General features: G+C 62.5%; 20 protein-coding genes. 8 read left to right on the top strand and 12 right to left on the bottom strand.

Translation table 11 applies throughout. The features are described 5' to 3' along the window. Positions 1 to 664: 664 nt before the first annotated feature. Complete coding sequence (locus VJ604_RS15795) at positions 665 to 1,279, bottom strand: helix-turn-helix domain-containing protein (RefSeq protein WP_324084173.1); 615 nt, start codon at positions 1,277 to 1,279, stop codon at positions 665 to 667. Positions 1,280 to 1,423: 144 nt separating this feature from the next. Here VJ604_RS15795 and VJ604_RS15790 point away from each other — a divergent pair, with 144 nt between their 5' ends. The 5 genes from VJ604_RS15790 to VJ604_RS15770 all read left to right on the top strand — a co-directional run bounded on the left by VJ604_RS15790 (position 1,424) and on the right by VJ604_RS15770 (position 6,223). Then, positions 1,424 to 2,860: a DegQ family serine endoprotease gene (locus VJ604_RS15790; protein ID WP_324084171.1), complete on the top strand. Its 1,437-nt coding sequence runs from the start codon at positions 1,424 to 1,426 to the stop codon at positions 2,858 to 2,860. 58 nt (positions 2,861 to 2,918) lie between these two features. After that, positions 2,919 to 3,182, top strand: a complete 264-nt coding sequence (locus tag VJ604_RS15785) for a hypothetical protein (RefSeq protein WP_324084169.1) — start codon at positions 2,919 to 2,921, stop codon at positions 3,180 to 3,182. Between the two features lie 98 nt (positions 3,183 to 3,280). After that, positions 3,281 to 4,243 carry an RluA family pseudouridine synthase gene (locus VJ604_RS15780; RefSeq protein WP_324084168.1) on the top strand — a complete coding sequence of 321 codons (963 nt, stop codon included), beginning with the start codon at positions 3,281 to 3,283 and terminating at the stop codon, positions 4,241 to 4,243. 55 nt (positions 4,244 to 4,298) lie between these two features. Further along, on the top strand, positions 4,299 to 5,099 hold the full coding sequence (pgeF, locus tag VJ604_RS15775) for a peptidoglycan editing factor PgeF (protein ID WP_324084165.1): 801 nt from the start codon (positions 4,299 to 4,301) through the stop codon (positions 5,097 to 5,099). A 77-nt stretch (positions 5,100 to 5,176) separates the two neighbouring features. Next, positions 5,177 to 6,223 carry a hypothetical protein gene (locus VJ604_RS15770; RefSeq protein ID WP_324084163.1) on the top strand — a complete coding sequence of 349 codons (1,047 nt, stop codon included), beginning with the start codon at positions 5,177 to 5,179 and terminating at the stop codon, positions 6,221 to 6,223. Positions 6,224 to 6,456: 233 nt separating this feature from the next. Here the strand turns inward: VJ604_RS15770 and VJ604_RS15765 are convergent, their stop codons facing one another. The 7 genes from VJ604_RS15765 to VJ604_RS15735 form a co-directional block, all read right to left on the bottom strand. Then, on the bottom strand, positions 6,457 to 6,630 hold the full coding sequence (locus tag VJ604_RS15765; protein WP_324084162.1) for a hypothetical protein: 174 nt from the start codon (positions 6,628 to 6,630) through the stop codon (positions 6,457 to 6,459). Further along, a complete protein-coding gene (gene glgA, locus VJ604_RS15760; RefSeq protein ID WP_324084160.1) occupies positions 6,627 to 8,087 on the bottom strand; it encodes a glycogen synthase GlgA in 1,461 nt (486 codons plus the stop codon). Before glgA ends, VJ604_RS15765 begins: the two co-directional genes overlap by 4 nt. Before the next feature lie 110 nt (positions 8,088 to 8,197). After that, the gene (locus VJ604_RS15755) at positions 8,198 to 10,381 is read right to left on the bottom strand and encodes a glycoside hydrolase family 57 protein (RefSeq protein ID WP_324084158.1); all 2,184 of its coding nucleotides are present in this window, start codon (positions 10,379 to 10,381) and stop codon (positions 8,198 to 8,200) included. 174 nt (positions 10,382 to 10,555) lie between these two features. Next, positions 10,556 to 13,066 carry a sugar phosphate nucleotidyltransferase gene (locus VJ604_RS15750; RefSeq protein WP_324084157.1) on the bottom strand — a complete coding sequence of 837 codons (2,511 nt, stop codon included), beginning with the start codon at positions 13,064 to 13,066 and terminating at the stop codon, positions 10,556 to 10,558. Between the two features lie 167 nt (positions 13,067 to 13,233). Then, entirely contained in the window at positions 13,234 to 13,611 is a 378-nt protein-coding gene (locus VJ604_RS15745) for a response regulator (protein WP_324084155.1), read from the bottom strand. A 1-nt stretch (position 13,612) separates the two neighbouring features. Then, entirely contained in the window at positions 13,613 to 15,241 is a 1,629-nt protein-coding gene (locus tag VJ604_RS15740) for an ATP-binding protein (RefSeq protein ID WP_324084153.1), read from the bottom strand. A gap of 308 nt (positions 15,242 to 15,549) precedes the next feature. Then, the gene (locus VJ604_RS15735; RefSeq protein WP_324084175.1) at positions 15,550 to 16,233 is read right to left on the bottom strand and encodes a Crp/Fnr family transcriptional regulator; all 684 of its coding nucleotides are present in this window, start codon (positions 16,231 to 16,233) and stop codon (positions 15,550 to 15,552) included. Positions 16,234 to 16,454: 221 nt separating this feature from the next. Here VJ604_RS15735 and lptF point away from each other — a divergent pair, with 221 nt between their 5' ends. From lptF to VJ604_RS15720, 3 genes are all read left to right on the top strand, one after another. Next, positions 16,455 to 17,627, top strand: coding sequence for an LPS export ABC transporter permease LptF (gene lptF / locus VJ604_RS15730; RefSeq protein ID WP_324084151.1), 1,173 nt, complete (start codon positions 16,455 to 16,457; stop codon positions 17,625 to 17,627). Continuing rightward, positions 17,624 to 18,706, top strand: coding sequence for an LPS export ABC transporter permease LptG (lptG, locus tag VJ604_RS15725; RefSeq protein ID WP_324084150.1), 1,083 nt, complete (start codon positions 17,624 to 17,626; stop codon positions 18,704 to 18,706). Before lptF ends, lptG begins: the two co-directional genes overlap by 4 nt. Before the next feature lie 67 nt (positions 18,707 to 18,773). Continuing rightward, positions 18,774 to 19,667: a choice-of-anchor Z repeating domain-containing protein gene (locus tag VJ604_RS15720; protein ID WP_324084148.1), complete on the top strand. Its 894-nt coding sequence runs from the start codon at positions 18,774 to 18,776 to the stop codon at positions 19,665 to 19,667. 330 nt (positions 19,668 to 19,997) lie between these two features. On the opposite strand, the gene VJ604_RS15715 is transcribed toward VJ604_RS15720, so the two are convergent. From VJ604_RS15715 to VJ604_RS15700, 4 genes are all read right to left on the bottom strand, one after another. Continuing rightward, a complete protein-coding gene (locus tag VJ604_RS15715) occupies positions 19,998 to 20,405 on the bottom strand; it encodes a VOC family protein (RefSeq protein WP_324084146.1) in 408 nt (135 codons plus the stop codon). Positions 20,406 to 20,450: 45 nt separating this feature from the next. Further along, complete coding sequence (locus VJ604_RS15710) at positions 20,451 to 21,164, bottom strand: cytochrome c biogenesis CcdA family protein (protein WP_324084144.1); 714 nt, start codon at positions 21,162 to 21,164, stop codon at positions 20,451 to 20,453. A 41-nt stretch (positions 21,165 to 21,205) separates the two neighbouring features. Then, entirely contained in the window at positions 21,206 to 21,730 is a 525-nt protein-coding gene (locus tag VJ604_RS15705; protein ID WP_324084141.1) for a TlpA disulfide reductase family protein, read from the bottom strand. Beyond that, positions 21,730 to 22,675, bottom strand: a 946-nt coding sequence (locus tag VJ604_RS15700) for a sigma-54 interaction domain-containing protein (protein WP_324084138.1), incomplete at its 5' end; no start/stop codon positions are given. The genes VJ604_RS15705 and VJ604_RS15700, both read right to left, overlap by 1 nt.

Genomic DNA, 22,675 nt, shown 5'->3' with positions numbered 1-22,675 from the left:
TACCAACCGGAGCTGACTGTCAACCAAAAGTTTTTCAGTCTCGAAATTTCTTTCGACAGTTAAAGGCTTTAAACCTTTGCCTGTCGACGGTCCATCTCGTCCAGTTCGTATGCGGTTGTCAGTGAGCCGTGCTGCGAAGTCCCGTTTTATAGCAAAGGCATTGCGCCCCGTCAACCCTTTTACTACTAATTTTTTCTAACCAAATTCCACCATCACCAACCACTGATCAATAGGCCGCATCGCTGCGGCACCTCAGTGCCCAGCGGCGTACCAGATCATGACAGTATCCTTCGGTGGTGGGGTTGGATAGGTTCAGTCCGGGCAGCGATAACTCATATATCGGCAGTGAGGAAGATAAGGTTAGATGATAGTGCGGATTTTTTCGGTGTCAAAGGGAGAGGTGAATTTTTTTGAGACCCCGAGAGCCCAGCGTTGGTGAGGACGAAAACGTTCGTGCTGAGCGTGTCGAAGCACGATCTCCAACTTTTGCTGACATAAAAAGCCGTGGTTACTTTCATGCCCCCTTCGACAAGCTCAGGGCGAACGGCCCTTACTCTCTTACTAGGGACAGAACCGGAGGGGTGGGACTTCCCTCACCCCCGCCCCTCTCCCGGAGGGCGAGGGGGGAGATGATAAGGAGCGAGGGGACGGTTTAAAGGAGTGGCTACCCTTTGGTGTAGAGGACGGCTACCGCCCGGGCGCGGACTTCACCGACCGACACGTAGCCGTGCGGCTCTGACGACTCGTAATAGATACTGTCGCCGGGAAGAAGCCGCATCACCTGGTCGGCGTAGTGGAACTCCAGCTCGCCTTCCAGAAGGTAGAGAAACTCGACACCTTCATGGCTGTAGAAAAGGGACTGGTCCCAGGCGCGCTGCTCGAACTCGACCAGGAAAGGCTCCACCTTCTTCTGGCGCATGCCGGGAGCAAGCGGCTTGTAAAGATAGCCCTGCACCGAATCCTTACCGGGGCGGCGCTGGGTCCCTACCGACTGCTCACCGCGGGTAAGCACGAATTTCTGCCGCTCGTTGGACTCCTCGAAGAAGTAGTGGATGCCAACTTTGAGCCCCTTGGCGATCTTCAGCAGCGTCGCGATGGGAGGAGTTACCTGGTCGTTCTCGATCTGCGACAGGAGCGGCTTGGAAAGGCCTGTGACATCGGCGAGGGCCTGCAGAGTGAGCCGCTGCTCCTGACGCAGCCCGCGCACCTTTTCGCCCAGCTTCATCTCCCGAATTTCCTGCTTTATCTTCTCTTGCACGTGTACACCCCCAGAGTGCATATATAGGCAAATCCGCATTCGACGTCAAGGCCTATTTACAGCCCAACGACAGAGCTTCGCACCTCCCGGAAGGGGTTGACATCAAACCGGTTTTTGACTACGATTTTTTCTTCCGGTCCCACCTGAACTTCAAGGAGCCACCACATGAAAAGCGCCCGCTTGCTTATCGCCTGCCTGATCATCTCCAGCGCACTCTTTGGCTGCAAAAAAAAGGAAGGGACCACCTTCTTTGAATCAAATCGCAAGGAGAGTGTCGAGGCGCCGGTCAAGGAGGTCCCCAAGGACATCCTCGCCACCCAGCAGGGCTTCATCACCCTGGTGAAGGGGGTCACCCCTTCCGTGGTGAACATCTCCACCGTCGGCAAGAAGAAGCTGGTGCGCCCCTTCTTCGAACAGTCCCCTTTCTTCGAGGATTTCTTCGGCGAGCGCAGCCGCCCGCGCTACCAGCGCGAGAGCAGCCTGGGGTCGGGCTTCATCATCAACAAGGACGGCTACATCGTCACCAACGACCATGTGGTCCGTGACGCGGAGACCATCCAGGTGAAGCTCTCCAACGAGAGCGTCTACACCGGCAAGGTGGTCGGCTCCGACCCCAAGACCGACATCGCGGTGATCAAGATCAACGCCAAGGAGGCGCTGCAGCCCGCGGTGCTGGGGGACTCCAGCAAGCTGCAGGTCGGCCAGTGGGCCATCGCCATCGGCAACCCCTTCGGGCTCGACCGCACCGTCACGGTCGGCGTGGTCTCCGCCACCGGCCGCTCCAACATGGGGATCGAGGCCTACGAGGACTTCATCCAGACCGACGCCTCCATCAACCCCGGCAACTCCGGCGGTCCGCTGCTCAACATCTACGGGGAGGTGATCGGCATCAACACTGCCATCGTCGCCTCCGGCCAGGGGATCGGCTTCGCGATTCCGGTCAACATGGCCAAGCAGGTCATCAACCAGCTGATCACCAAGGGGAACGTGAGCCGCGGCTGGCTGGGCATCTCCATCCAGTCGGTCAACGACGAGATGGCGCGCTCCTTTGGCCTCCCGAAGACCTACGGCGCACTGGTCAACGACGTGGTGGCCGGCAGCCCGGCGGCCAAGGCGGGGATCCAGCAGGGGGACGTGATCACCAGCTTCGGCGGGGAGACGGTGAAGGACGTGCGCCAGCTGCAGCGGATGGTGGGTGAAACTCCCATCGGCAAGAAAATCCAGGTGGAATTCTATCGTGAAGGTCGAGCCATGAAGGCCACCGTGGTCGTCGCGCCGGCCGAAAACGCCCCGGCCCAGCCTCAGAGACATCAGCCCGCCGAGAAGGAGGCGACTTCGCTGGGCTTCTCGGTGCAGGACCTGGGGCCCGACCTGCGCAGCCGGGGAGTGACCGGCGTGGTGATAACCGACATCGAGGAGGGGGGAATCGCCGAGGAGGCCGGGATGCAGCGCGGGGACATCATCGTGTCGGTCAACCAGAAGAAGGTGCATAACGTCGCCGAGTATCGCAAGGCCATCGATGCCGCCGCAGAGCGGGGCGCCGCCGCCCTCCTGGTGCGCAGAGGAAACGCCAACATCTACTTCGCCTTAAAATTACGGTAGTATCTTGGGCGAAAACTGCGTATAGTGGTGCGGCACCGACCACAGCAGGAGGAGCTCCATGAGCCTCATTGACAACCGCGACCAGGCCAAGAGACTGGCCCGAGCCATCATCTCCGACGTCGCCATGTACAACCGCGACAAGGTTGAGCAGGGGATCAAGGAGGACAACATCTTTGAGCTGCTGGAAGAGCCGCTGACCGAAGGACGGGAACACTTCCAGTCCCGGGTCACCCCGGAAATCGCCGAATCGAACATCTTCGACATCGCCATTGTCGACGTGCTGATAAAACGGGCGGGGAAGATTGAATCGCCGATCTGGTAGCACGTTACCCTTTCTCCGCTGACCAACACACGGGCGCGCTTCATCCTTGAAGGCGCCCTCGCTTTTTTATCAAGAGGATTCACTCCTCGGAGAAGTTGATGCAAACAATTGAACTGACCTTTCCCTGCGGGTGTGACGCCGAACGGCTGGACGCATTCATCGCCCGCAACGTCGACGACCTGACCCGCTCCGCCGCCCTGCGGCTCATCGAAACCGGCTTTGCCACCGTCAACGGCAAACAGGAAAAGCCATCCCTCAAACTGAAGGCTGGAGACCAGGTGTCGGTGAGCATCCCGCCACCGGTGCCGGCGGAACCGCAGCCGGAGGAGATCCCGCTTACCATCCTCTACGAAGACAGCGACGTTGTGGTGATCAACAAGAGCGCCGGCATGGTTGTGCACCCGGGCGCGGGGAACCCCGAAGGGACCCTGGTCAACGCCCTGCTCGCCCACTGCAAGGACCTCTCCGGGATCGGGGGGGAACTGCGCCCCGGCATCGTGCACCGCATCGACAAGGACACCTCCGGCATCCTGGTGGTGGCGAAGAGCGACCGGGCCCACAACGCGCTCGCCGAACAGTTCAAGGCGCACACCATCAAGCGGGTCTACCTGGCGCTGGTCTACGGGAGCCCCAAAGAGGATAAGGGGCGCATCCAATCCGTCATCGGCCGGCATCCCAGCGAACGCAAGAAGATGTCGGGCAAGGCGCGCCACGGCAAGGAGGCGGTCACCCACTGGCGGGTAGTCTCCCGCTTCCCCGGCATGACCCTCGTAAAGCTCAGGCTGGAGACCGGGCGCACCCACCAGATCAGGGTGCATCTGTCGGAATCGGGCTTTCCGCTGGTGGCCGACGAGGTCTACGGCGGCGGCAGCCGGCTCTCCACCGTGAAGGACCCGGTGCTCAAGCAGATGATCAAGGCGATGGGGCGCCACGCGCTGCACGCCAAGACGCTGGGCTTCCTGCACCCGGTGAGCGGAGAGTACCTGGAGTTCGACTCGGAACTGCCGGAAGACCTGGCGGGGATCGTGGAGTACCTGGAGAACAAAAGCCAATCAGACTGATCGGTCCGCGCGGACCGATCCGACCTATTTAATAGAAGAAGAGAAAGGAACAACAATGGAAATGCAGAAGGCAGGAAAAATCCAGTTTCTTAAGCCGAGACTCGGCGGGACCACTGCGGTGGCGGGCTTCACCACCCGTCACGAAGGGGTCTCGCGCCCTCCCTACAACTCGCTGAACCTGGGCTCCAACACCCTCGACTCCCCCCATAACGTGGAGGGAAACCGCAGCCTGCTCGCCCGCAGCTTCGGCACCACGCTGGACCGGGTGCTCACCGTGACGCAGGTGCACGGCACCGATCTGCTGGTCATCGACTCCCCCAACCAGGAACTCTCCCACTTCCTCAAGCTGGAGTGCGACGGCATCGTCACCAACCAGCCGGGCATCATGATCGCGGTCTGCGTGGCTGATTGCGTCCCCATCCTGCTGCACGACCCGGTCAAAGGCGTCGTGGCCGCGCTGCACGCGGGGTGGCAGGGGACGGTGGGCAACATCGCCGGCAAGGGGGTCGAGGCCATGACCAAGATGTTCGACTGCAACCCCAAGGAGATCCTGGCGGCCATCGGCCCCTCCATCGGCCGCTGCTGCTATGAGGTGGACGCCCCGGTCCGCGACGCCTTCCAGAAGGCAGGCATCCCCTGGGATCTCTTCACCACCGCGAACGGAGAGGGGAAATGGCAGCTCGACCTGGCGGCGGTGAACCGCAAGCTCCTCACCGACGCAGGCCTCGCCGATGGACAGGTCCAGTCCACCGAACTCTGCGTCTGCTGCAACCAGGAGCTCTTCTTCTCCTATCGCCGCGACGACGGGGACACCGGCCGCCAGGCGGGCTTCATCATGCTGGAAGCGCAGCAATAAGCTGTGGCACTTGCCGCGTGCTTCTGCTATAAACGGGGCACTGTCTCAATGAATGCTTCACAGGAGGGTTCAACGCCATGCGGTACGTTTTCAAGCTGGTCCTGCTCTTCGCGGTAACTTGCACCTTCGGTTGCGCTCACAACTACTACAATATTCCCCAGGAAACGGTGGAGAAGAAGATCAGGGTGATCGGCGTCGCCCCCTTCTTCACCGACGCCGACTCCGACCTCAAGCACCCTGAAAAGGCGGCCGTGGTCACCCTGGTCCGGACCGTCAACAGCAAGAACGAGAAGGAGCTGATCGCCCGCCTGCGGGATACCGGCATCTTCTACTCGGTACGCCCGGTCGAGGGGGACCCCACCACCCTGTTCGCGAAACTGGTCGCCAGCCGCGAACGGCGTGACGACGCCGGCATCATCTACAACAAGTACTTCTTCAAGAAGGACGAACTGAAGCAGCTGATGACCGAGAACGAGCTGGACGCGATCCTGCTGGTCACCGTGAGCGGGCTCACCAAGCGCGACAAGGTCTACGCCAGCAACTTCCTCTCCTATCTGGAGACCGACTACAACTACCTGACCATGACCGCGCAGCTCATCGACCGCGAAGGGAGCACCATCTGGGAGTATCCGAACTTCAGGCGGAGCGCCCTCTCCTACACGCTGCTGTTACCGCTTCAGTACCCGGACTTCGATGAAGCGGCGGCCAACCTGAGCGAAAAGGTGGACGTGAAGTTCAAGACGGTCCCGGGCATCACCGCGGCCTTCGCGAAGACCGAGTCCTCCGCAGCCAAAGGGCCGGACGTCTCCAAGCTGTACGCCACCCAGTACGACGAGATGATCACCCTGCTCACCCCCTACAAGCCGCTGTTCGGCGGCAAGAAGGACGCCCCGGCCCCCGCGCCGGCACCGGTGCCGGTCGAGCAGACGACCTCGGTCCAGCCGGCGGCTTCCGAACCGGCAGCGGCCACGCCCAAAGCGGCTGAGCCGGCACCGCAAGCTGCCCAGCCGGCGGCGGCACAGGCGGCACCGAAAGCTTCCGCGCCGTCCACGATCCAGTCGGGCGACATCGTGCCGGAGCAGCCGGTCAGCGGCGACGTCGTGCCGGAACAGCCGGCGAAGTAACCAACCCCATCCTCACCCTGACCCTCCCCTTGAAGGGGAGGGGACGGAAGTTCGAAACAAAAGAAAAGGCGGCAGTGGAAATCACCACTGCCGCCTTTCTTATTTACTCTTTTCGTGCTCCCCCTCGCCCCCTTGGGGGAGAGGGCTGGGGTGAGGGCGGGACTTTTCGGTACCTTGAGGCACCCTCACCCGCCCTTCGGCCACCCTCTCCCCTAAAGGGGCGAGGGTATATCTTACAGCTCCTCGTAGTCCTCCAGCTCTTCCTCGGTGTCGCTGTCCGACTCCTCACCCTCGTCGTCGGCGTCATACTCCTCGTCGTTCACCCGCTCCAGAAACTCCTTGTTGCTCTTGATGAGCCTCTGGATCTCGCTGGCCAACTCCTCGAGGTCGTCGTTCTCGACGGTCATGCCTCGACCCCTTTCCTGTGCAGTGCCTTCCGGTAGAGCTCAAGGTACTTGTGCACGGAGTGCTGCCAGGAGAAATCGCAGCTCATGCCGCGGCGCATCAGCTTTTTCCAGAGGGGCTTGTCCTGGTAGGCGGTGATCGCCCTGCTGATGGCGTCCCACAGGGCATCGGCAGTGTACTCCTCGAACACGAAGCCGTTGGGTGTCTTGTCGGTCTCCATGGGATCGCAGACGCTGTCGGCCAGCCCGCCGGTCTTGCGCACCACCGGTACGCTGCCGAAGCGCATGGCGATCAATTGGCCGAGCCCGCACGGCTCGAAGAAGGAGGGCATCAGGAACATGTCGCTGCCGGCGTAAATCTTGGGGGCCAATGCATGGTTGAAACCGGTGGAGAAGGCTATGTTCCGGGCACCGGCCGCCTTGGCGTCGTTGAGCGCCTTCAGGTAGCGCTCGTCCCCGGAGCCGAGCAGCACCAGCTGCAGCGGGGCCTTGGAGAGCACCGGAAGGAGCTCGGTGATCAGGTCGAAGCCCTTGTGCGCCACCATGCGGGAGACCATGCCGATCAGCGGTGTCTCGGGCGCGCTGGCGAGCCCCATCGTTCTCTGCAGCCCGATCTTGTCAACCACCTTCCCGGAGAGGGAGGCGTGGCTGTAGTTCTTCATGATGTCCTTGTCGGTCGCCGGGTTCCACTCCTCGTAGTCCACGCCGTTCAGAATGCCGTACAGGTCGTCCTTCCTGGTCTGCAGAACGCCATGCATCCCGCACCCCATCTCGGGGGTCTGGATTTCGCGGCAGTAGGCCTCGGAAACGGTGGTGACCAGGTCGGCCGCCACGATCCCACCCTTGAGGAGGTTGATCTTGCCGTAGAACTCCAGGTTGTCCATGGTGAAGCATTCCTTGGAAAGCCCCATGGTCTCCAGCGCCTCTACCGGGAACAGCCCCTGGTAGGCGAGGTTGTGGATGGTGAAGATGACCCCGGTCTTGGTGAAGAAGGGATCGTTCTTTCGCTCGTGTTTCAGGTAATGCGGGATCAGCGCGGTCTGCCAGTCGTGACAGTGGATGATGTCCGGCCGGAAATCCATCTTCTTCAAGAGCTCCAGGACGCAACGGCAGAAGAAGGAGAAGCGCTGGGCGTTATCAGGGTAGTCCCCACTGGGGGTGCCGTAGAGCTCCTCGCGGGAGAAGTACTCCTTGTTCTCGATCAGGTAGACCGGGATCTCGCCCAGGGAGGCCTGACGCAGGAACCCTTTCTTCTCGATGCCGTCGACGAACACCGAGGCGCTCTTGCGCCCTTTGCGGACGGCCATGCCACCCCGTTCCACCACCGAGTAGAACGGCATCATGATGCGGACATCGTGCCCCAGGCTCCGCAGGGTTTTGGGAAGGGCGCCGGCCACGTCGGCGAGTCCGCCGGTCTTGGCGAAGGGGGTTACCTCGGAAGCTACAAAAAGAATCTTCATGTGAAATCCTCTAACATCTTAGAATTACATGATATTTTAAATTAGAAACGCGTTTAAGTAAAGGTTTTTCTAGAACAGGGGTGCGCGGGTGCGGAACCCCTTAAAAGAGCTCAGATTTCCCAATCAAGCGCAGCGAGCTTGTCTCCGGCATAACTCAAAACCAGCGGCGTATCCACCGGCCAGCGGCCGACCTCCTGCCCGTCCCGGGAGAGGGTAAGTTGGCAGAGAAGCTGGTCCCCGGGGGCGATCTTCAGCGCCTTGAGCGCCAGCCGCGCCTTGGCGATCCTGCTAATCCGGTACTGGCCGGACAGGCCGCTGGGCCGCCAGCCGCCCGCTTCCTTCACCAGCAGTTCCGCCTCCCCGCCTGGCAGCTTCATGTCCAGGCGGAGTTCGGTTCCGTGGGTGAGGTGCAGCGAGAGGAGGTCGTTTTCCCTGAGCAGCTTCTCCAGGGACTGCACACCGTCGATCCTGACATAGAAGTGGTCGTCGTCGAACCCGTAGAAGAAGGACTGCAGGACGCTCTCGCTGGCATGCATGGCCGAGGAGAGCTTGGTCAGGTCGTAAAGCCCGGCCGCCAGCCACTCGAAGTAGTCGTTCGCCCCCTCGCCGAGGGAGGGGGAGATGAAGGCGGAGGGTTCGCGTACGAAGCCCGCCGGAAGCTGTCGCTTGATAGGCTCGGCGAGCTGGGGGGGGACCTCCAGGCCGAGCAGGCGGTAGACGTTCATCAGGTGGCTGCGGAACAAGAGGTCGAAGCCGGCCGCGTGGGCGGAGTAGTGGTCGTCGCCGTACCACCAGAACCAGTCGCTCCCCTGCGCGGCGTAGAGGGACTTGCAGACGAGCCTCGCCGTCTCGTCGTCCGATTCGCCACCGGATAACAGCAGGGCCACCGCCGGGCTCTTCTGCACGGCGGCCTCGCGCGCCGCCGCCAGCAGGTCCCACCCCAGGTTCTTTTCCGCATGCCCCACCCAGATGGCGTAGTCCGCGTTGATCCAGGAGCCGGGATGGACATGCCCCAGGCTTTTGCGCTCAGGCACCCGGTCGAGCACCTCCGAGAAGGTGGCCAGTTGCAAGCCGGGGGTCGCGGTCAGCGCGCGGTAGAGCCTGGTCAGGAAAGGAAAGCCGTTGGAGGGAAAGTACTCCCAGGCGTTCTCGCCGTCCATGATGATGGAAACCACCCGGCTGCCGTGGCAGCGCTGCCGGACCCCTTTCAGGCGGGCGAGAAAGTCCGCCACCGCCCGCTCGGTCTCCCACTGCGAGTAGGTGAAGCCGATCAGGTCGGAAAGGGTGTGATCCCGGAAGAAGAGCGCGATGTCACGCCCCTCCTGGAAAAAGGAGTAGGGGTGGTAGAGCGCTTCCTGCTCCCGGCCCAGGCCGCCCGGCAGGGTGCGGGAAAGCACCCACTCGTCGGAGGCCGACCAGTCGAGCCCCTTCTGCGCCATGATGGCCAGCGCCTCGTCGCTGACCGACCCCTCCGAGGGCCACATCCCCTGGGGCCGCAAGCCGAACAGCTCCTCGAAGCTTTTCAGCGCCCGGGCCACCTGCGCGCGGGCGTCCTCGGGGTAGCGGAAGGGGGCTTTGGGGAGGGTGGCCTTGGGGAGGGCGACCTTGGCGAGGCGGGTGTCGCACAGAAGCGGCAGGATCGGGTGGAAATAGGGGGTCACCGAGAGTTCGACGGCCCCCTCCCGCTGCAGCCGCTGGTACAGGGGGATGATCTCGCCGATCAGCTCACGCTGGGTCTGGAAGAGGAGGTCCTTGTCGGCGGCGGTGAAGCCTCGTCCCTTGCGGATCAGTTCGTTGAAGAGGGGGTAGCGGCGCCGGGCCGCCTCGCCGGTCCAGGTGAGATAGAACCAGACCTGCAGGTCCATGATCTCCTGGTCGCCCAGCCGCTTGACTGCGTCTTTCCCCGCCCCCTGGCTGCCGTGCCCGGCCAGGGAGTAGAGCTCCAGGTAGCGCCGGTGAGGCTCGATCATGCGCTGCCGGTTGGCGGAGAAGAAGTTCTCGATGATGAAGAGGCGGTCGTCCTCGCCAAGGTCGGCGGGGTCGAGGCAGGCGCGGGTCAGGAAGGGATCGGTGGCGGTGCCGGCCGCGTACTCCAGCAACTGCTCCAGCAGGGAAGGGACCAGGTTGAAGGTGACCTTGACGCCGGGGACCTCCGCCACGATGGCCGGCATGTCGTAGTAGTCCTTGACGGCATGCAGGTAGGTCCAGGGGAGGATATACCCCCCCTGGACCGGGTCCTTGTAGTAGGGCTGATGCATGTGCCACAGAAATGATACGTAGAGCGGTTCGGTCACGGGCACCCCTTGAGACAGGTTCTATGTTCTGTGGTGTTCTAGGTTCTACGTTTACAAAACCTGTCAGCCCGCCTCCCGAGCTTCCTGCACTCCCAGCAGTTCGCCTCCCGCTTCCGCTCCACGGTTACCATAGAACAGAGAACCTGTTCCTGCGCCTGTTCCGGTTCCTGTTCCTTACTGGGGCAACTCCTTCTTCCAGCTGTCCACCTTCTGCATGTACTCGGCGAGCAGCCGCTGGGCCACCTTGGGCTCCTTGGCCTCCGCCACCACGTGGATCACCGGCTGGTACTGGTCGGGGAGCACCAGCACCCAGTCCTGCCCGAAGGCCACCTTGATGCCGTCGATGAAGCTCGCCTCTTTTTCCAGGCTGTCCTCGCTCATCTTGCGCATGATCCCACCCTTCTTCTCCCAGACACAGGGGACCTTGCCCTGCAGGAAGCTGGTGCGGGGGACGTCGGAGAGCACGCGGGAAAGCGGGACGCCGGCGGAGGCCGCCAGTTCCACGGTCTTGGCGATGGTGAACATGCCGTCGAAGGCTGCCTGGAACTTCGGGAAGGCGAAGCGCCCCCCCATGGAGCCGGCCATCACCACCTCGGGCGAGATGGCGGTCTCCACCATGGAACGCTCAGAGCTCTTGGTCCGGCGCACCGAGCAGCCGTTCTCGGCCGCCATCCGCTCAATCACCGAGGGGGCGGAGACCGGCACCGCGAAGGCCCCCTTGGCGCCGCTTCTCAGCATAAGCGCGGTCATCAGCGGCAGGAGCTCCTCGGGCTGGTAGATCTTGCCGGTCTCGTCGATCAGCACCACCTCCTCGGCGGTGGGATCGAGCCAGAAGCCGGCCTTGGCCTCCAGGGTGACCACGATCTTGGAGAGCTGCAGCAGGCTGTTGGGCTTCTCGTCCAGGCTCTTGAAACCGCGCGGCTCGTCCAGGTAGGTGTTCAGGCCGATCACCTCGATCCCGAGTTCGTTGAGGATCTGGGGGAGTATCTGACCAGCCACCGAATGGTTGAAGTCGATCACCACCTTGGGGGCGCTCTTCCTGATCAGTTCCTGGTCGAGGCCGCGGAAGAAGCCCTCCCGGTAGAAGTCGACCACCTGCGGCAGCTCGGTGATCCCCCCGGGCTCGGTGTGGTGGGCGCGGCGGAAGTTCTCCTTGTAGAAGATGCGCTCCACGTTCTTCCCCATGGAGCTGGAGAAATCGAGCCCGTCGGCGTCCAGGAAGACGATCTCGGTGGTGGCCGGGTCCTCCTGGGACTGGCGGAAGTGGACCCCTCCCACCTCACCGAAGGTGCGCAGCTTGTAGCGCAGGATGGGGAGCGAGACCAGCCGGATGTCACGCACGTTGACGCCGGCGGAGAGGATCCCGCCCAAAAAGCTCCTCTTCAGCATGCGCGACGAGAGGGTGGAATCACGGCCGACCAGCACGTGGCTCCCCTTGGGAAGCGAGGTGCCGTAGGCGCAGCCGAGCTTGGCCACGAACTCGGGGGTGAGCTCGATATTGGCGAGCCCCTTCACCATCTCCCCCTCGAAGAGCGACTTCTTCCAGCGCTCTCCCCAGATCAGGTTGCCGGTCACCGTGGAGCCCGCCTCGATCACCTTGCGCGGCCAGACCTTGACGTCGCGCTTGATGTAGCTCTCCTCGCCGATGGAGGTGTCGTCGGCCACCACTACCCCTTCCTCCATGACCGAACCGGCCCCCACGCTGACGTTGTTGCAGATCACGCAGTCGTTGATCTTGGTCCCCTTCTTGATGTAGACGTTGTCCCAGATCACGCAGCGGTTCAGCTTGGCGCCCGGTTCGATGGTGCAGTTCCTACCCACCACCGAGTCCTTGAGTTGGGCGCCGCTCTTCACCTGGGTGTTGTCCCCCACCACCACGGTCCCCTCCATCTCGGTCCCCTCACCGAGGCGGACGTCCAGCCCCAGGCGCAGGTCCTTGCCGATCGCCTCTTTCTTGGCCTCGTCGACCTTGACGCTCACCTTCCCCTTCAAGATGTCGTGGTGCGCCTCGCGGTAGGAGTCGGTGTTGCCGATGTCCCGCCAGTACCCCTTGATCGGGTAGCCGAAGAGCGGCGACTTCTTCTTCAAAAGGAGCGGGAAGAGGTCCTGGGAGAAGTCGAAGTTCTCCCCTTCGGGGATGTACTTGAAGATCTCTGGCTCCAGCACGTAGATGCCGGTGTTGATGGTGTCGGAGATCACCTCGCCCCAGCCGGGCTTCTCCAGGAACTGGGTGATCCGCTTCTCCTTGTCGGTGATCACCACCCCGAACTGCAGCGGGTCCTTGACCGAGGTGAGGGTGATGGTGGCGAGTGCCTTGTTGGCCTCGTGGAAGTCGATCACCTTCTGCAGGTTGAAGTCGGTCAACAGGTCGCCGGAGATGATCAGGAAGCGCTCGTCCAGGTACTTCTCCGCGCACTTGACCGCGCCGGCGGTCCCCATGTCCTCGAGCGGAGTGACGTAGGTGATGCGCACACCGAGGTCGGCGCCGTCGCGGAAGAAGTTCTTGATGACGCTCGGCTGGTGGTAGAGGAGCATGACCAGGTCGGTGATCTGGTATTTCTTCAACAGTTCCACGATGTGCAGCATGATGGGGCGGTTCATCAGGGGAACCATCGGCTTGGGGAGGTTGCAGGTGAGCGGTTGCATGCGGGTTCCGAAGCCACCCGCCATAATGACAGCCTTCATAGTCACTCCTGTAAAATCGAGATTAAGATTCGAACAGCGAGATTAAGATTTAGCGCTTGAATGAGTTTGCAAGGGTTGGGAATGATACGGCACGGGCGAGAGACCAAGATAGAGATGAAAAGCCGGTGACGGTTTTCTTAATCTTAATCTTAATCTCAATCTCGCCTTCAAGCCCCGGCCGCGGCCTTCTGCTTCTTGGCGAGCACCCGCTTTATCTCGTCCTTCAACTCCTGCAGGTCGCTTGATTTCACCACGTAGCCGTCGGCGAGCCAGGCCGAGAAGTCGTCCTTGTAGCAGGAGAAGGCGGTGCAGAGGATGACCGGCAGGGTCTGCCGCTCCTCCACGATCCGCTTCAAAAGCTCGATGCCGCTCTCGGTCTTCAGCTTGATGTCCAGCACCACCAGGTCGAAGTCGCTCTCCTGGAGTCGTTCTACGGCCTCCGTGGCCGAAGCGGCGGTCACCACCTGGTAACCCTCGTCGCTCAATTCCTGCGCGTAAAGAAGCCTGAGGTTGGCCTCGTCGTCCACCACCAAAAGTTTAGCCATGTCAGATCGTCTCCTTTTTCGTTGAAAGCCTGATGCTGTAGGTGTTGCCGCCGCCGGGGTTGCTTAGGATGGCAAGCGAGCTTCCCTGTCGTTCCAAAACTGTCCTGCAGAGCGAGAGACCCACCCCGCCCCCCAACTCCTGGGTCTGGAAAAAGGGGGCGGTGAGCGCTTCCTGGGCCTCCGGGCTCAGGGTCCTGCCGCTGTCGGTTATCTTCAGCAGGACGCTCTCCCCCGCCGACTGGCTTTCCACCCGCAGCGCATTCCCACCACCCTTCTCCATGCCGCTGATCGCGGTGGTGACGATGGTCCTCACGCAGTAGCTCAACTGCTTGTAGTCGATCCAGACCATGGGGAGGTCGCTGGCGAGCTCCACCCGGCACTCCGCCCCGGCCTGGCGCAGGGTCTCGGCAAGCTCGGCCAAGGTCGAGGTCACCAGCTTGTTCAGGTCCCAGAAGTCCATCACCGGGAAGAGCGACTCCGAGTAGTCGAGCACCTCGGTCAGCACGGTCTCCAGCTGACGGGTCTCCCTGACCATCGACTCCAGGTAGCTCCGCTTGTCGTCGGCCTCCGGGGTCCCCTTCAGCAGGGTGCGGGCGAAGCCGCCGATCACCATGAGCGGGTTCCGGATGGAATGGGCGATGCTGGAGGTGATCTTGCCGACCAGCGCCATCTTCTCCATCTTGACGATCAGTTCCTGCTGCTCGCGCAGCTTGACGTTGGCCGCCTTCTGCTTGTCGACCTCCTCCTGCAACCGCTCGTAGAGGGAAGCGCGCTCAAGGGCGAAGGCGACCGGGAAGGCGAAGGTCTCCAGCGACTGCATGTCCTGCAGGGTGATCGGCTTGTGGGTGATGCAGTTGTCGGCGATGATCACGCCGATGCGCCGGTTCCTGGAGATGAGCGGCATGACCAGGAAGCAGTCCACCCCCAGGATGCGGGCCAGGCCGCGGTCGAGGTCGGGGTTGTTGAGGGCGTTTTCCACCAGGATCGGTTTCTTCCCCTGCAGGGCTCGGTTGAAGATGTGCCCCTGGTCGGAGAGCGGCACGGTGAGCTGCTCGAGGATGTCGTGGAACTTCACCTTCTCGGAGTTGAGCTTGGTCTTCTGGAAGTTCCTCGCCAGCTGCTTCAAGGTGAAGTTAGAGCGGCTGATATCCTCCCAGGTCCGCCAGGCCTCCTCGTAATCCTTGGGACCGACCCCCAGGTACCCCTTGATGTTGCGCCGTTCCTTGTCGGTCATCAGCAAGAAGGCGCGGTTCATGCCGAACCCCTTGCCGGCGGTGATGGCGGTCATGGCCACCGAGAGCACCTCGTCCAGGTCCAGCGAGGTCTGCAGCACGAGGCTCACCTCGCGCAGGAACTTGATCTCGCGGTTCTTGCTGTTCAGGAAGCTCAGCATGGTCCCCATCTGGGACTTCTGCTCCTGAAACTCGTTCAACAGGTAGGGGAGCACCTCGGAGAGCGGGTCGCCCGACTCCTTCAGGCGGGCAAGGTCGTTCTTGAAGCGGGGGCATTCGACGCACTTCTCGACCACCCTGCGCCGGTGGGAGGTGTAGAGATCCTCTTCCCCCTCCCCTATGTACGGGCAATCGTCGGGAGAGATCTCCTCGTGACTCCAACAGCATTCCCAATCCAAGCACCCCTCCAAACATCGCACCATTGATCTCGCGGCAGGGGCAAATTATAGCAGGCTCTCATGTGGAATCAAGATTATTCTTCGTTAATCTGTAAAAATGTTAATTAACATTTTAGATTCAGGCGGTTAGCGGGACAGCGGGTAGGGAGGGGGAAACGGGGGAGCCGGCCGCGGCTCTAGCCGCGGCCGACGCGCTTCTACCGTAAGTGGGCGCAACGAGTGGTGGTTTGGGAAGTAAGCGGGCCGATAGTCGGCCTAAGGGTGGTCGGAAGATGAACGGTGGCGACAGCGCGCTGTCATGAAAGGGGTTACTTGCCCGCCACCATCTTGAGCTTTTCCATGTTGAGGATGGTCACCTTGTTGCCATCCAGCTCGATGACCCCCTCGTCCTTCAGCTTCTTGAAGGTACGGGAGAGGGTCTCGCTGACGGTTCCCAGCCGGGAGGCGAGCTCCCCCTTGCGCATGTCCAGCTCCAGGTAGGTCTTCCCCTGGAAACTGGTGCTCTTGCGGGAGGCCAGCTCCAAGAGGTAGGAGGCGAGCCGCGAGGGGGCGTCGGCGAAGGAGAGCTCCTCGATCTGGCGGGCGAACTTCCTCAGCAGCAGGGAGAGGGAGGCGATCAGGTTCACCGAGAAGCGCGGGTTTCTCTCCAGAAGCCCCATGAAGGCGCCACGCGAGAAGAAGAAGACCTCCCCCTTCTCCACCCCGCGGGCCTCCGCCGGGTAGCGGCCGTCGCCGAAAAAGGCGGCCTCGGCGAAAGTCTCCACCGGGTGCACCATGTGCAGCACCTTCTCACGCCCGTCGGGAGAAATCTTGCAGAGCTTGATGGCGCCGGAGGCCAAAAGGTAGAAGCCTTCGGCCTTCTCTCCCTCCGAGAACAGGGTCTCCCCCTTGGCGAACGGGCGCCGGACGGCGATCTCCACCACCTCGGCCAGGTACTCGTCCTCCAGTCCTGAGAACAGGAGGGCCTTCTTGATTATCTGTGCGGTTTCCATGGCACCTTTGTACATCAGATCAAGATTGAGATCAAGATTAAGAAGATCGTTTTGGAGAAAGAATGGTTCCTCAGGGCACCCCGCGGGGACGAAGCAGCCCATCCTCACCCCCGCCCTCCCCTTCAAGGTGAGGGCCAGGGTGAGGATGGGCCTAGTAAGACGCAGGCGGACGGTGTAAGGGCTTGAAGATGTTGATTAACTCATGTATCATGCGTGGATTCATGAAAAAGACGATCAACGCCTACATTTTCAAGGAGATACCGCCCCCCTTCCTGGTCGGCATCGGTACCTTCACCTTCGTGCTCTTGATGGGACGCTTCCTGAAGCTGGCCGAGCTGGTGGTGGAAAAAGGGGTGCCGCTTGGGGATGTGGCCTGGATGGTGCTCTACCTGCTCCCCTCCTTCTGGCTGTTCACCATCCCGATGGCCCTTTTGATGGCGGTGCTGCTCGCCTTCGGGCGGCTGTCCAGCGACAGCGAGGTGACCGCCATGAAGAGCTGCGGCATCAGCCTGTACGGGATGCTCCCCCCCGCGCTGATCTTCGCCTGCTTCGCCTGCGCGGGCTGCCTGGCCATCGCGGTCTACGGCGTTCCCTGGGGCAACAGTTCCTTCAAGAACCTGCTGGTGGAGATCGCACAGAACAGCGCGGGGGTGATGGTCAAGGAGAAGGTCTTCAACGATGCCTTCCCCGGCATGGTGATCTACGCCGACGGCTTCGACAACAAGAGCCGGAGCATGAAGGGGATCATCATCCATGACGAGAGAAACCCCAACCAGCCCGCCACCATTTTCGCCAACAGCGGCGTGCTCCTTTCCGACCGCCGGGCCCACGCCATAGAGTTCCACCTGAGAAACGGCAGCATCCACCGCCCCGGCGAAGGTTCCGACGGCTACCGCCTGGTGGGATTCCAGGAGTACGACATCCGGGTGGCGATGAAGAGCGAGCCCCTGCAGATCAAGGGTGAGGGGGAAATGACCCTCTACGAGCTGAAGCACCCCCCCTCCTACTACAAGCTACTCGACCCCAAGCTCACCCGCTCGCTGCTCCTGGAGTATCATAGCCGGCTGGCGCTCCCCTTCGCCTGCCTGGTGTTCACCCTGCTCGCGCTGCCGCTCGGCATCCAGAACAGGCGCTCGGGCCGGGCCGCCGGCTTCTCGCTGAGCATCGGCGTCATCCTGCTCTACTACGTCACCCTCTCCGCCTGCAAGACCTTGGGGGAGAAGCAGTTCTTCACCCCGGCGCTCGCCTGCTGGACTCCTAACCTCCTGTTCCTGCTCTTGGGCATCTACCTGCTCAGGAAGGCGGCCGCTGAGGAGCCGCTGCCGCTGACCTTGTTCATCGCCCGGCTGAAGACCCAGCTGCCGGCCATCTTCGGCGGGAGGGGGAGAGGATGAGGATACTTTCCCGCTACGTCGCCAAGGCCTACCTCAGGATGTTCGGCCTCTGCCTGGGCGCCTTCATCGCCATCTACCAGGTGGTCGACTTCATGGAGAAGATCGCCCGCTTCACAAGCCATGGCGCGCACTGGTACCACATCGCCCTCTTCTTCGTCACCAACACCCCGGAGATCATCAGCCAGGCCCTGCCGCTGGCCGTACTGATGGCCACCCTGCTGACCCTGGGGACCCTGTCCATGAACTCGGAGCTGACCGCCATGCGCAGCTGCGGGGTGAGCCTGGCCCGGATCGCCTCCCCCATCCTGGGCATATCGCTCATCCTGAGCCTGGTCAGCCTGACACTGGGAGAAGTGGTGATCCCCAAGACCTACGCACAGCGGATCTACATCCAGGACGTGCTGATCCAGAAGAAAAGCCCCAACACTTATTTCCGTCAGCACAACATCTGGCACAAGGAGGAGGCGGCCATCCTGAGGGCGAGCCTGTTCGATCCCGCCAGCAACCAGCTGAAAGGGGTCACCCTGTGGGAGCAGGCGCCGGGGACCAGCGCGCCGCTGCGTCGCACCGACGCCGCTTCCGCCATCCTGGACCAGCGGGGGTGGGTGCTGCAGGACGCGGTGGTGCGTGACTTTCAGGGGGGCGAGATCGCCGCGACCAAAAAGGCGTCGCAGTTGCGGGCCGACCTGAAGCTGAAGCCTGCCGACCTCAAGGTGCTGGGGAAGTACGCGGACAGCATGACCATCGTCCAGCTCAGCCGTTATTGCGAGAAGCTGAGGGCCAGCGGCTACGATCCGACCCGCTACCTCGCCCAGATGCACAGCAGGTTCTCCATGCCGTTCGGCTGCGCGGTGATGGCCTTTTTGGGGATCCCCTTCGCCCTCAGAAGCGGCCGCTCCAGCGGCATCGCGGTCGGCATCGGCCTCTCCCTGGGGATCGGCTTCCTCTACGTGGTGGTGAACTCGGTGATCATCTCCTTCGGGCAGGCGGGGGTACTCCCCCCCATGGTGGCTGCCTGGACAACCAACTTCATCTTCCTGGTGGTGGGGGTCTGGCTCTCGCTGACCGTCGAGAATTGACAAGGCCGCCGGTCGGTGCTTTATTAGATTGAGGCGAGGTTTTCTTTATTAAATTCGGGAGGCCACCGTGTTCCGTCACCTGCTCAACGCCCTTTTGCTGTGCGTCCTCTTCTCTGTCGCCGCACTGGCCCAAGGGGCGCCGCCAGCCACCGCCACCGGCAAGCTCCCCCCCCTGACCATCCTCAGCATCATCCCCGCCCAGGGCGAGCCCGGCACCGCGGTGAGCGTGAACGGTACCGGCTTCACCGCCGCCACCAGCGTCTTCTTGGGGAGCAGACAGGTCCCCGCGGCGGCGAGTGCGGACGGCCGCCTTCTCTCCTTCGAGCTCCCCGAGCTTCCCGCCGGCGCCTACGCCCTCTACATGAAGCGCGAGGACGGCACGACGACCCGCGCCTTCAACTTCACCCTTTTGTCCCCCACGCCGACCTTGACCACCCTCTCCCCCAGCACCGTGGTCGCCTGCTCCAGCGGGCGCGAGCGTGAGGTGGTGGTGTCGGGGACCAACTTCCAGACCGGCAGCCGCGTCCTCTTCGACGGAGCAGCCATCGCCGGCCGCTTCATCTCTCCCACCGCCATTGCCTTCCTGGCCCCACAGGTGCCCAGCGGGCTGCACCAGGTGCAGGTCGTCAATCCGCCCAACACCGCGTCCGGGGCACTGGCCCTGCTGGTAGACGGCAAACCGGAGATCCTCAACATCACCATCGGTGCCGACCACGTGGTCTACTACGACATGGTCATCAACGGCAGGAACTTCTTCTCCGCCTCCACGCTGGTTGCCAACGGCGTCAGGGTCACCACCGCCCAGGCACCGGTGGGCGAGCAGGACCAGATACTGTTCAGGGGGTGCAGCCAGATCATCTACCAGCGCCACCCCTACGACTCGACCCCGCGCCCAATGATGCTGCAGATCGTGAACCCAAACGGCGACGAGAGCGAGCCCTTCGCCATCACCGCCCCCTAGTCCGCTCCCTTACCTTCCTCTCCGTGAAGAACCCATCCTCACCCTGTCCCTCCCCTTGAAGGGGAGGGGAATGTCCGTCGGCTGTCTCCAGCGAATACCAGCCGTTCCCCCTCATCCCTTTCTTCTCGAGAAGAACCTGCAGGTGAACGGGGTGACTCTTGGATGATACGCGGCCGTCGGCCCGGGAGATGACAATCCCCGGCACCTCGTCGCGCAGGATCTCTCCCTCCCCTTCAAGGGGAGGGTCGGGGTGAGGATGGGGTTGCTCTGCTAAGGGATGGAAGATTCAAGACAGGAGGGACGATCTTTAGGGTGGTGTGCTGGCCTATCTCAGCCGACTGGCTCCTCCAGCACCACCAGGTAGCCGTCGGGATCGAAGCACCAGAGTTCGCGGGAACCGTACGGCTTGAGCTGGAGGGGATAGAGGATCTCCAGGTCCTCCTCCATCAGTTCCTGGTAGATGTCCTCGATGCCGGTGACCTGCAGGTGCAGGGTCATGCCGACCCCGCGCGGGAAGTTGTCGATGCGCGCCTTCAGGATGGGATGGGCCCGGCCCACCGCCGATTCCTGCACGAAGATCACCTGGCAATCCCCGCTGCAGTTGAGCACCAGGTGCTCGGGGGCCCCGAAGGAGGTGACCGGCCGTTCGACCGGCAGATCGAGGATCCCCGCGTAGAAGGCCTCGGTGGTGTCGAGGTCGGCGACCGAAAGCTGGATGGATAAAGGGGATCTGACCACGGTTGCCTCCGCGCGGCCGCCTACTCGGCGGCCGCGGGAAAACGGCTAGCGACCCAACAGGTCGGAGGTGTAGCGGCTGATCACCACCAGCGAGTTGGTGAAGATCAGCACGCCTACCAGGATCATCACCAGCCCGGTGCAGATCTCGAAGATCCGGATGTGCCGCTTGAATCGCCGGAAGAAAACCAGGAACTGGTGCATGGCCAGAGCGGCCAGGAAGAAGGGAAGTCCGAGGCCGATGGAGTAGGTCAACAGTAACCACACCCCCCTCCCCTCGGTGGCCGCCACCGCCAGGATGGTAGCCAGGATCGGGCCGATGCAGGGGGTCCAGCCGGCGGCGAAGACCACCCCCACGATGAAGCTCCCCAGGTAGCCGGCCGGCTTTCTGTGCAGGGTGATCTTCCTCTCACCCAAAAGCATGCCGATGTCGAAGACGCCGGAGACGTGGATGCCGAAGATGATGATGAGGATGCCGCCCACCCGCCTGATGGCGGTCTTGTGCTCGTGCAGGAAGTCGCCCAGGAAGCTCGCGGAGGCTCCCAGCAGCACGAAGACGCAGGTGAAGCCGGCGATGAAGATCAGCGAGTGGATGATGGTCTGCTCCCTCACCTTGTGGGTGGGGTGCTCGGCGTTGAGGTCGGCGAAGGAGAGACCGGTGATGTAGGTGATGTATGAGGGTATCAACGGGAGGACGCAGGGGGAAAGAAAGGAGACCACCCCCGCCACGAAGGCGCCGATGATGCTGATGTTCGCGTCCATGCTACCCCTCCTAAAAATGCTGTTGTTCTATGTCCGGCAGGCTACTTTTTCCTGGTCAGCTCGTCAAGCGCGGAGACCACTTCGGGCGAGCTCCAATCCATCGAACCTACTACCTTTTTTAGTATAACACCCTTCTGATCAACCACAAAAGTCTCCGGCACCCCGGTGGTGCCGTAGATCCTGGCCACCTTGCCGTCGGTGTCCAAAAGGGCCGGCAGGGTGACGTTTTCCTTCTGGAAGAAGGAGGTCACCGCCTCCTTGCCCCCCTCGTCGATGGAGAGGCACAGCATCTGGAACGGCTTTCCCTGCATGGCCTGGTTGAGCTTCACCATGGAGGGGATCTCGGCCCGACAAGGCGGGCACCAGGTCGCCCAGAAATTGACCAGCACCACCTTTCCCCTGAGCGAGGAGAGTTGGACCGGCTTGCCGGAAAGGTCGTTGACCGTGAAATCGGGGGCGGGGTTTCCCTCCACTGCGGGCAGGGCGGCCTGTTCCTTCTTCTTGCTGCACCCCAAAGCGACCAGCAAAACCGCCACCAGCATGACGGCAGAAATCCAACGTTTCATCATTTCCTCCCGGGTTGCATGATATGGTACTTTTCCATCCTGTAGATCAAGGTATGACGCGGGATGCGGAGAAAGCGGGCCGCGGCCGTCTGGTTCCAGTCGCAGCGGGAGAGCGCCTCAAGCACCGCTTCCTTCTCCAGCTGCTCCAGCGAGTAGCCATCGGCGGGGAGCCTGAGCACCCCCCCGACATCTCCGGCGGCTGAGGAGAGTTTCTCCGGCAGCTCGTCGACCCCGATCTGGTCCCCTTCCCTCATGATCAGCAAGCGCTCCACCGTGTTCTCCAGCTCGCGTACGTTGCCGGGCCAGCCGTAGGCCAGCAGCCGGTCGAGTGCCGCCTTGGAGAAGGTCACCTGCTCGGCGCCGAACTTCGCGCAGAAGTAGCGCAACAGGAGGGGGATGTCCTCCACCCGTTCCCGCAGCGGGGGGAGCTTGATGGGGATGACGCAGAGCCGGTAGTAAAGGTCCTCCCGGAATCGCCCCTCCGCGATCCACTTCTCCAGGTCCGCGTTGGTGGCCGCCACCACCCTCAGGTCGATCCTCTGCGGCGCGCGCCCCCCCACCGGCTCGACCACCCGCTCCTGCAAGACGCGCAGGAGCTTGGGCTGGAGCTCGACCGGCAGGTCGCCCACCTCGTCGAGGAAGATGGTCCCCCCCTCGGCCAGCTGGAACTTCCCTTCCTTGTCACGGATGGCGCCGGTGAAGGCGCCTTTGAGGTGCCCGAACAGCTCGCTCTCCAGGAGGTCTCTGGGAATGGCGGCGCAGTTGACGGCCACGAAGGGTGCGCCGCGGCGGGAGGAGCCTGAGTGGATGGCACGGGCCACCAGCTCCTTGCCGGTGCCGGATTCCCCGGTGATCAGCACGGTCGCCTCCGTGTCGGCCACCTTGCGCACCACCGAGAAGACCCCCTCCATGGCGCGGGAGGTGCCGACGATGCTCTTGAACTCG

The sequence above is a fragment of the Geomonas sp. genome, from assembly GCF_035254065.1.
Lineage (GTDB): Bacteria > Desulfobacterota > Desulfuromonadia > Geobacterales > Geobacteraceae > Geomonas.
The sequence above is the reverse complement of the archived record's forward strand: the minus strand, read 5'-3'. Positions and strand labels throughout refer to the sequence as shown.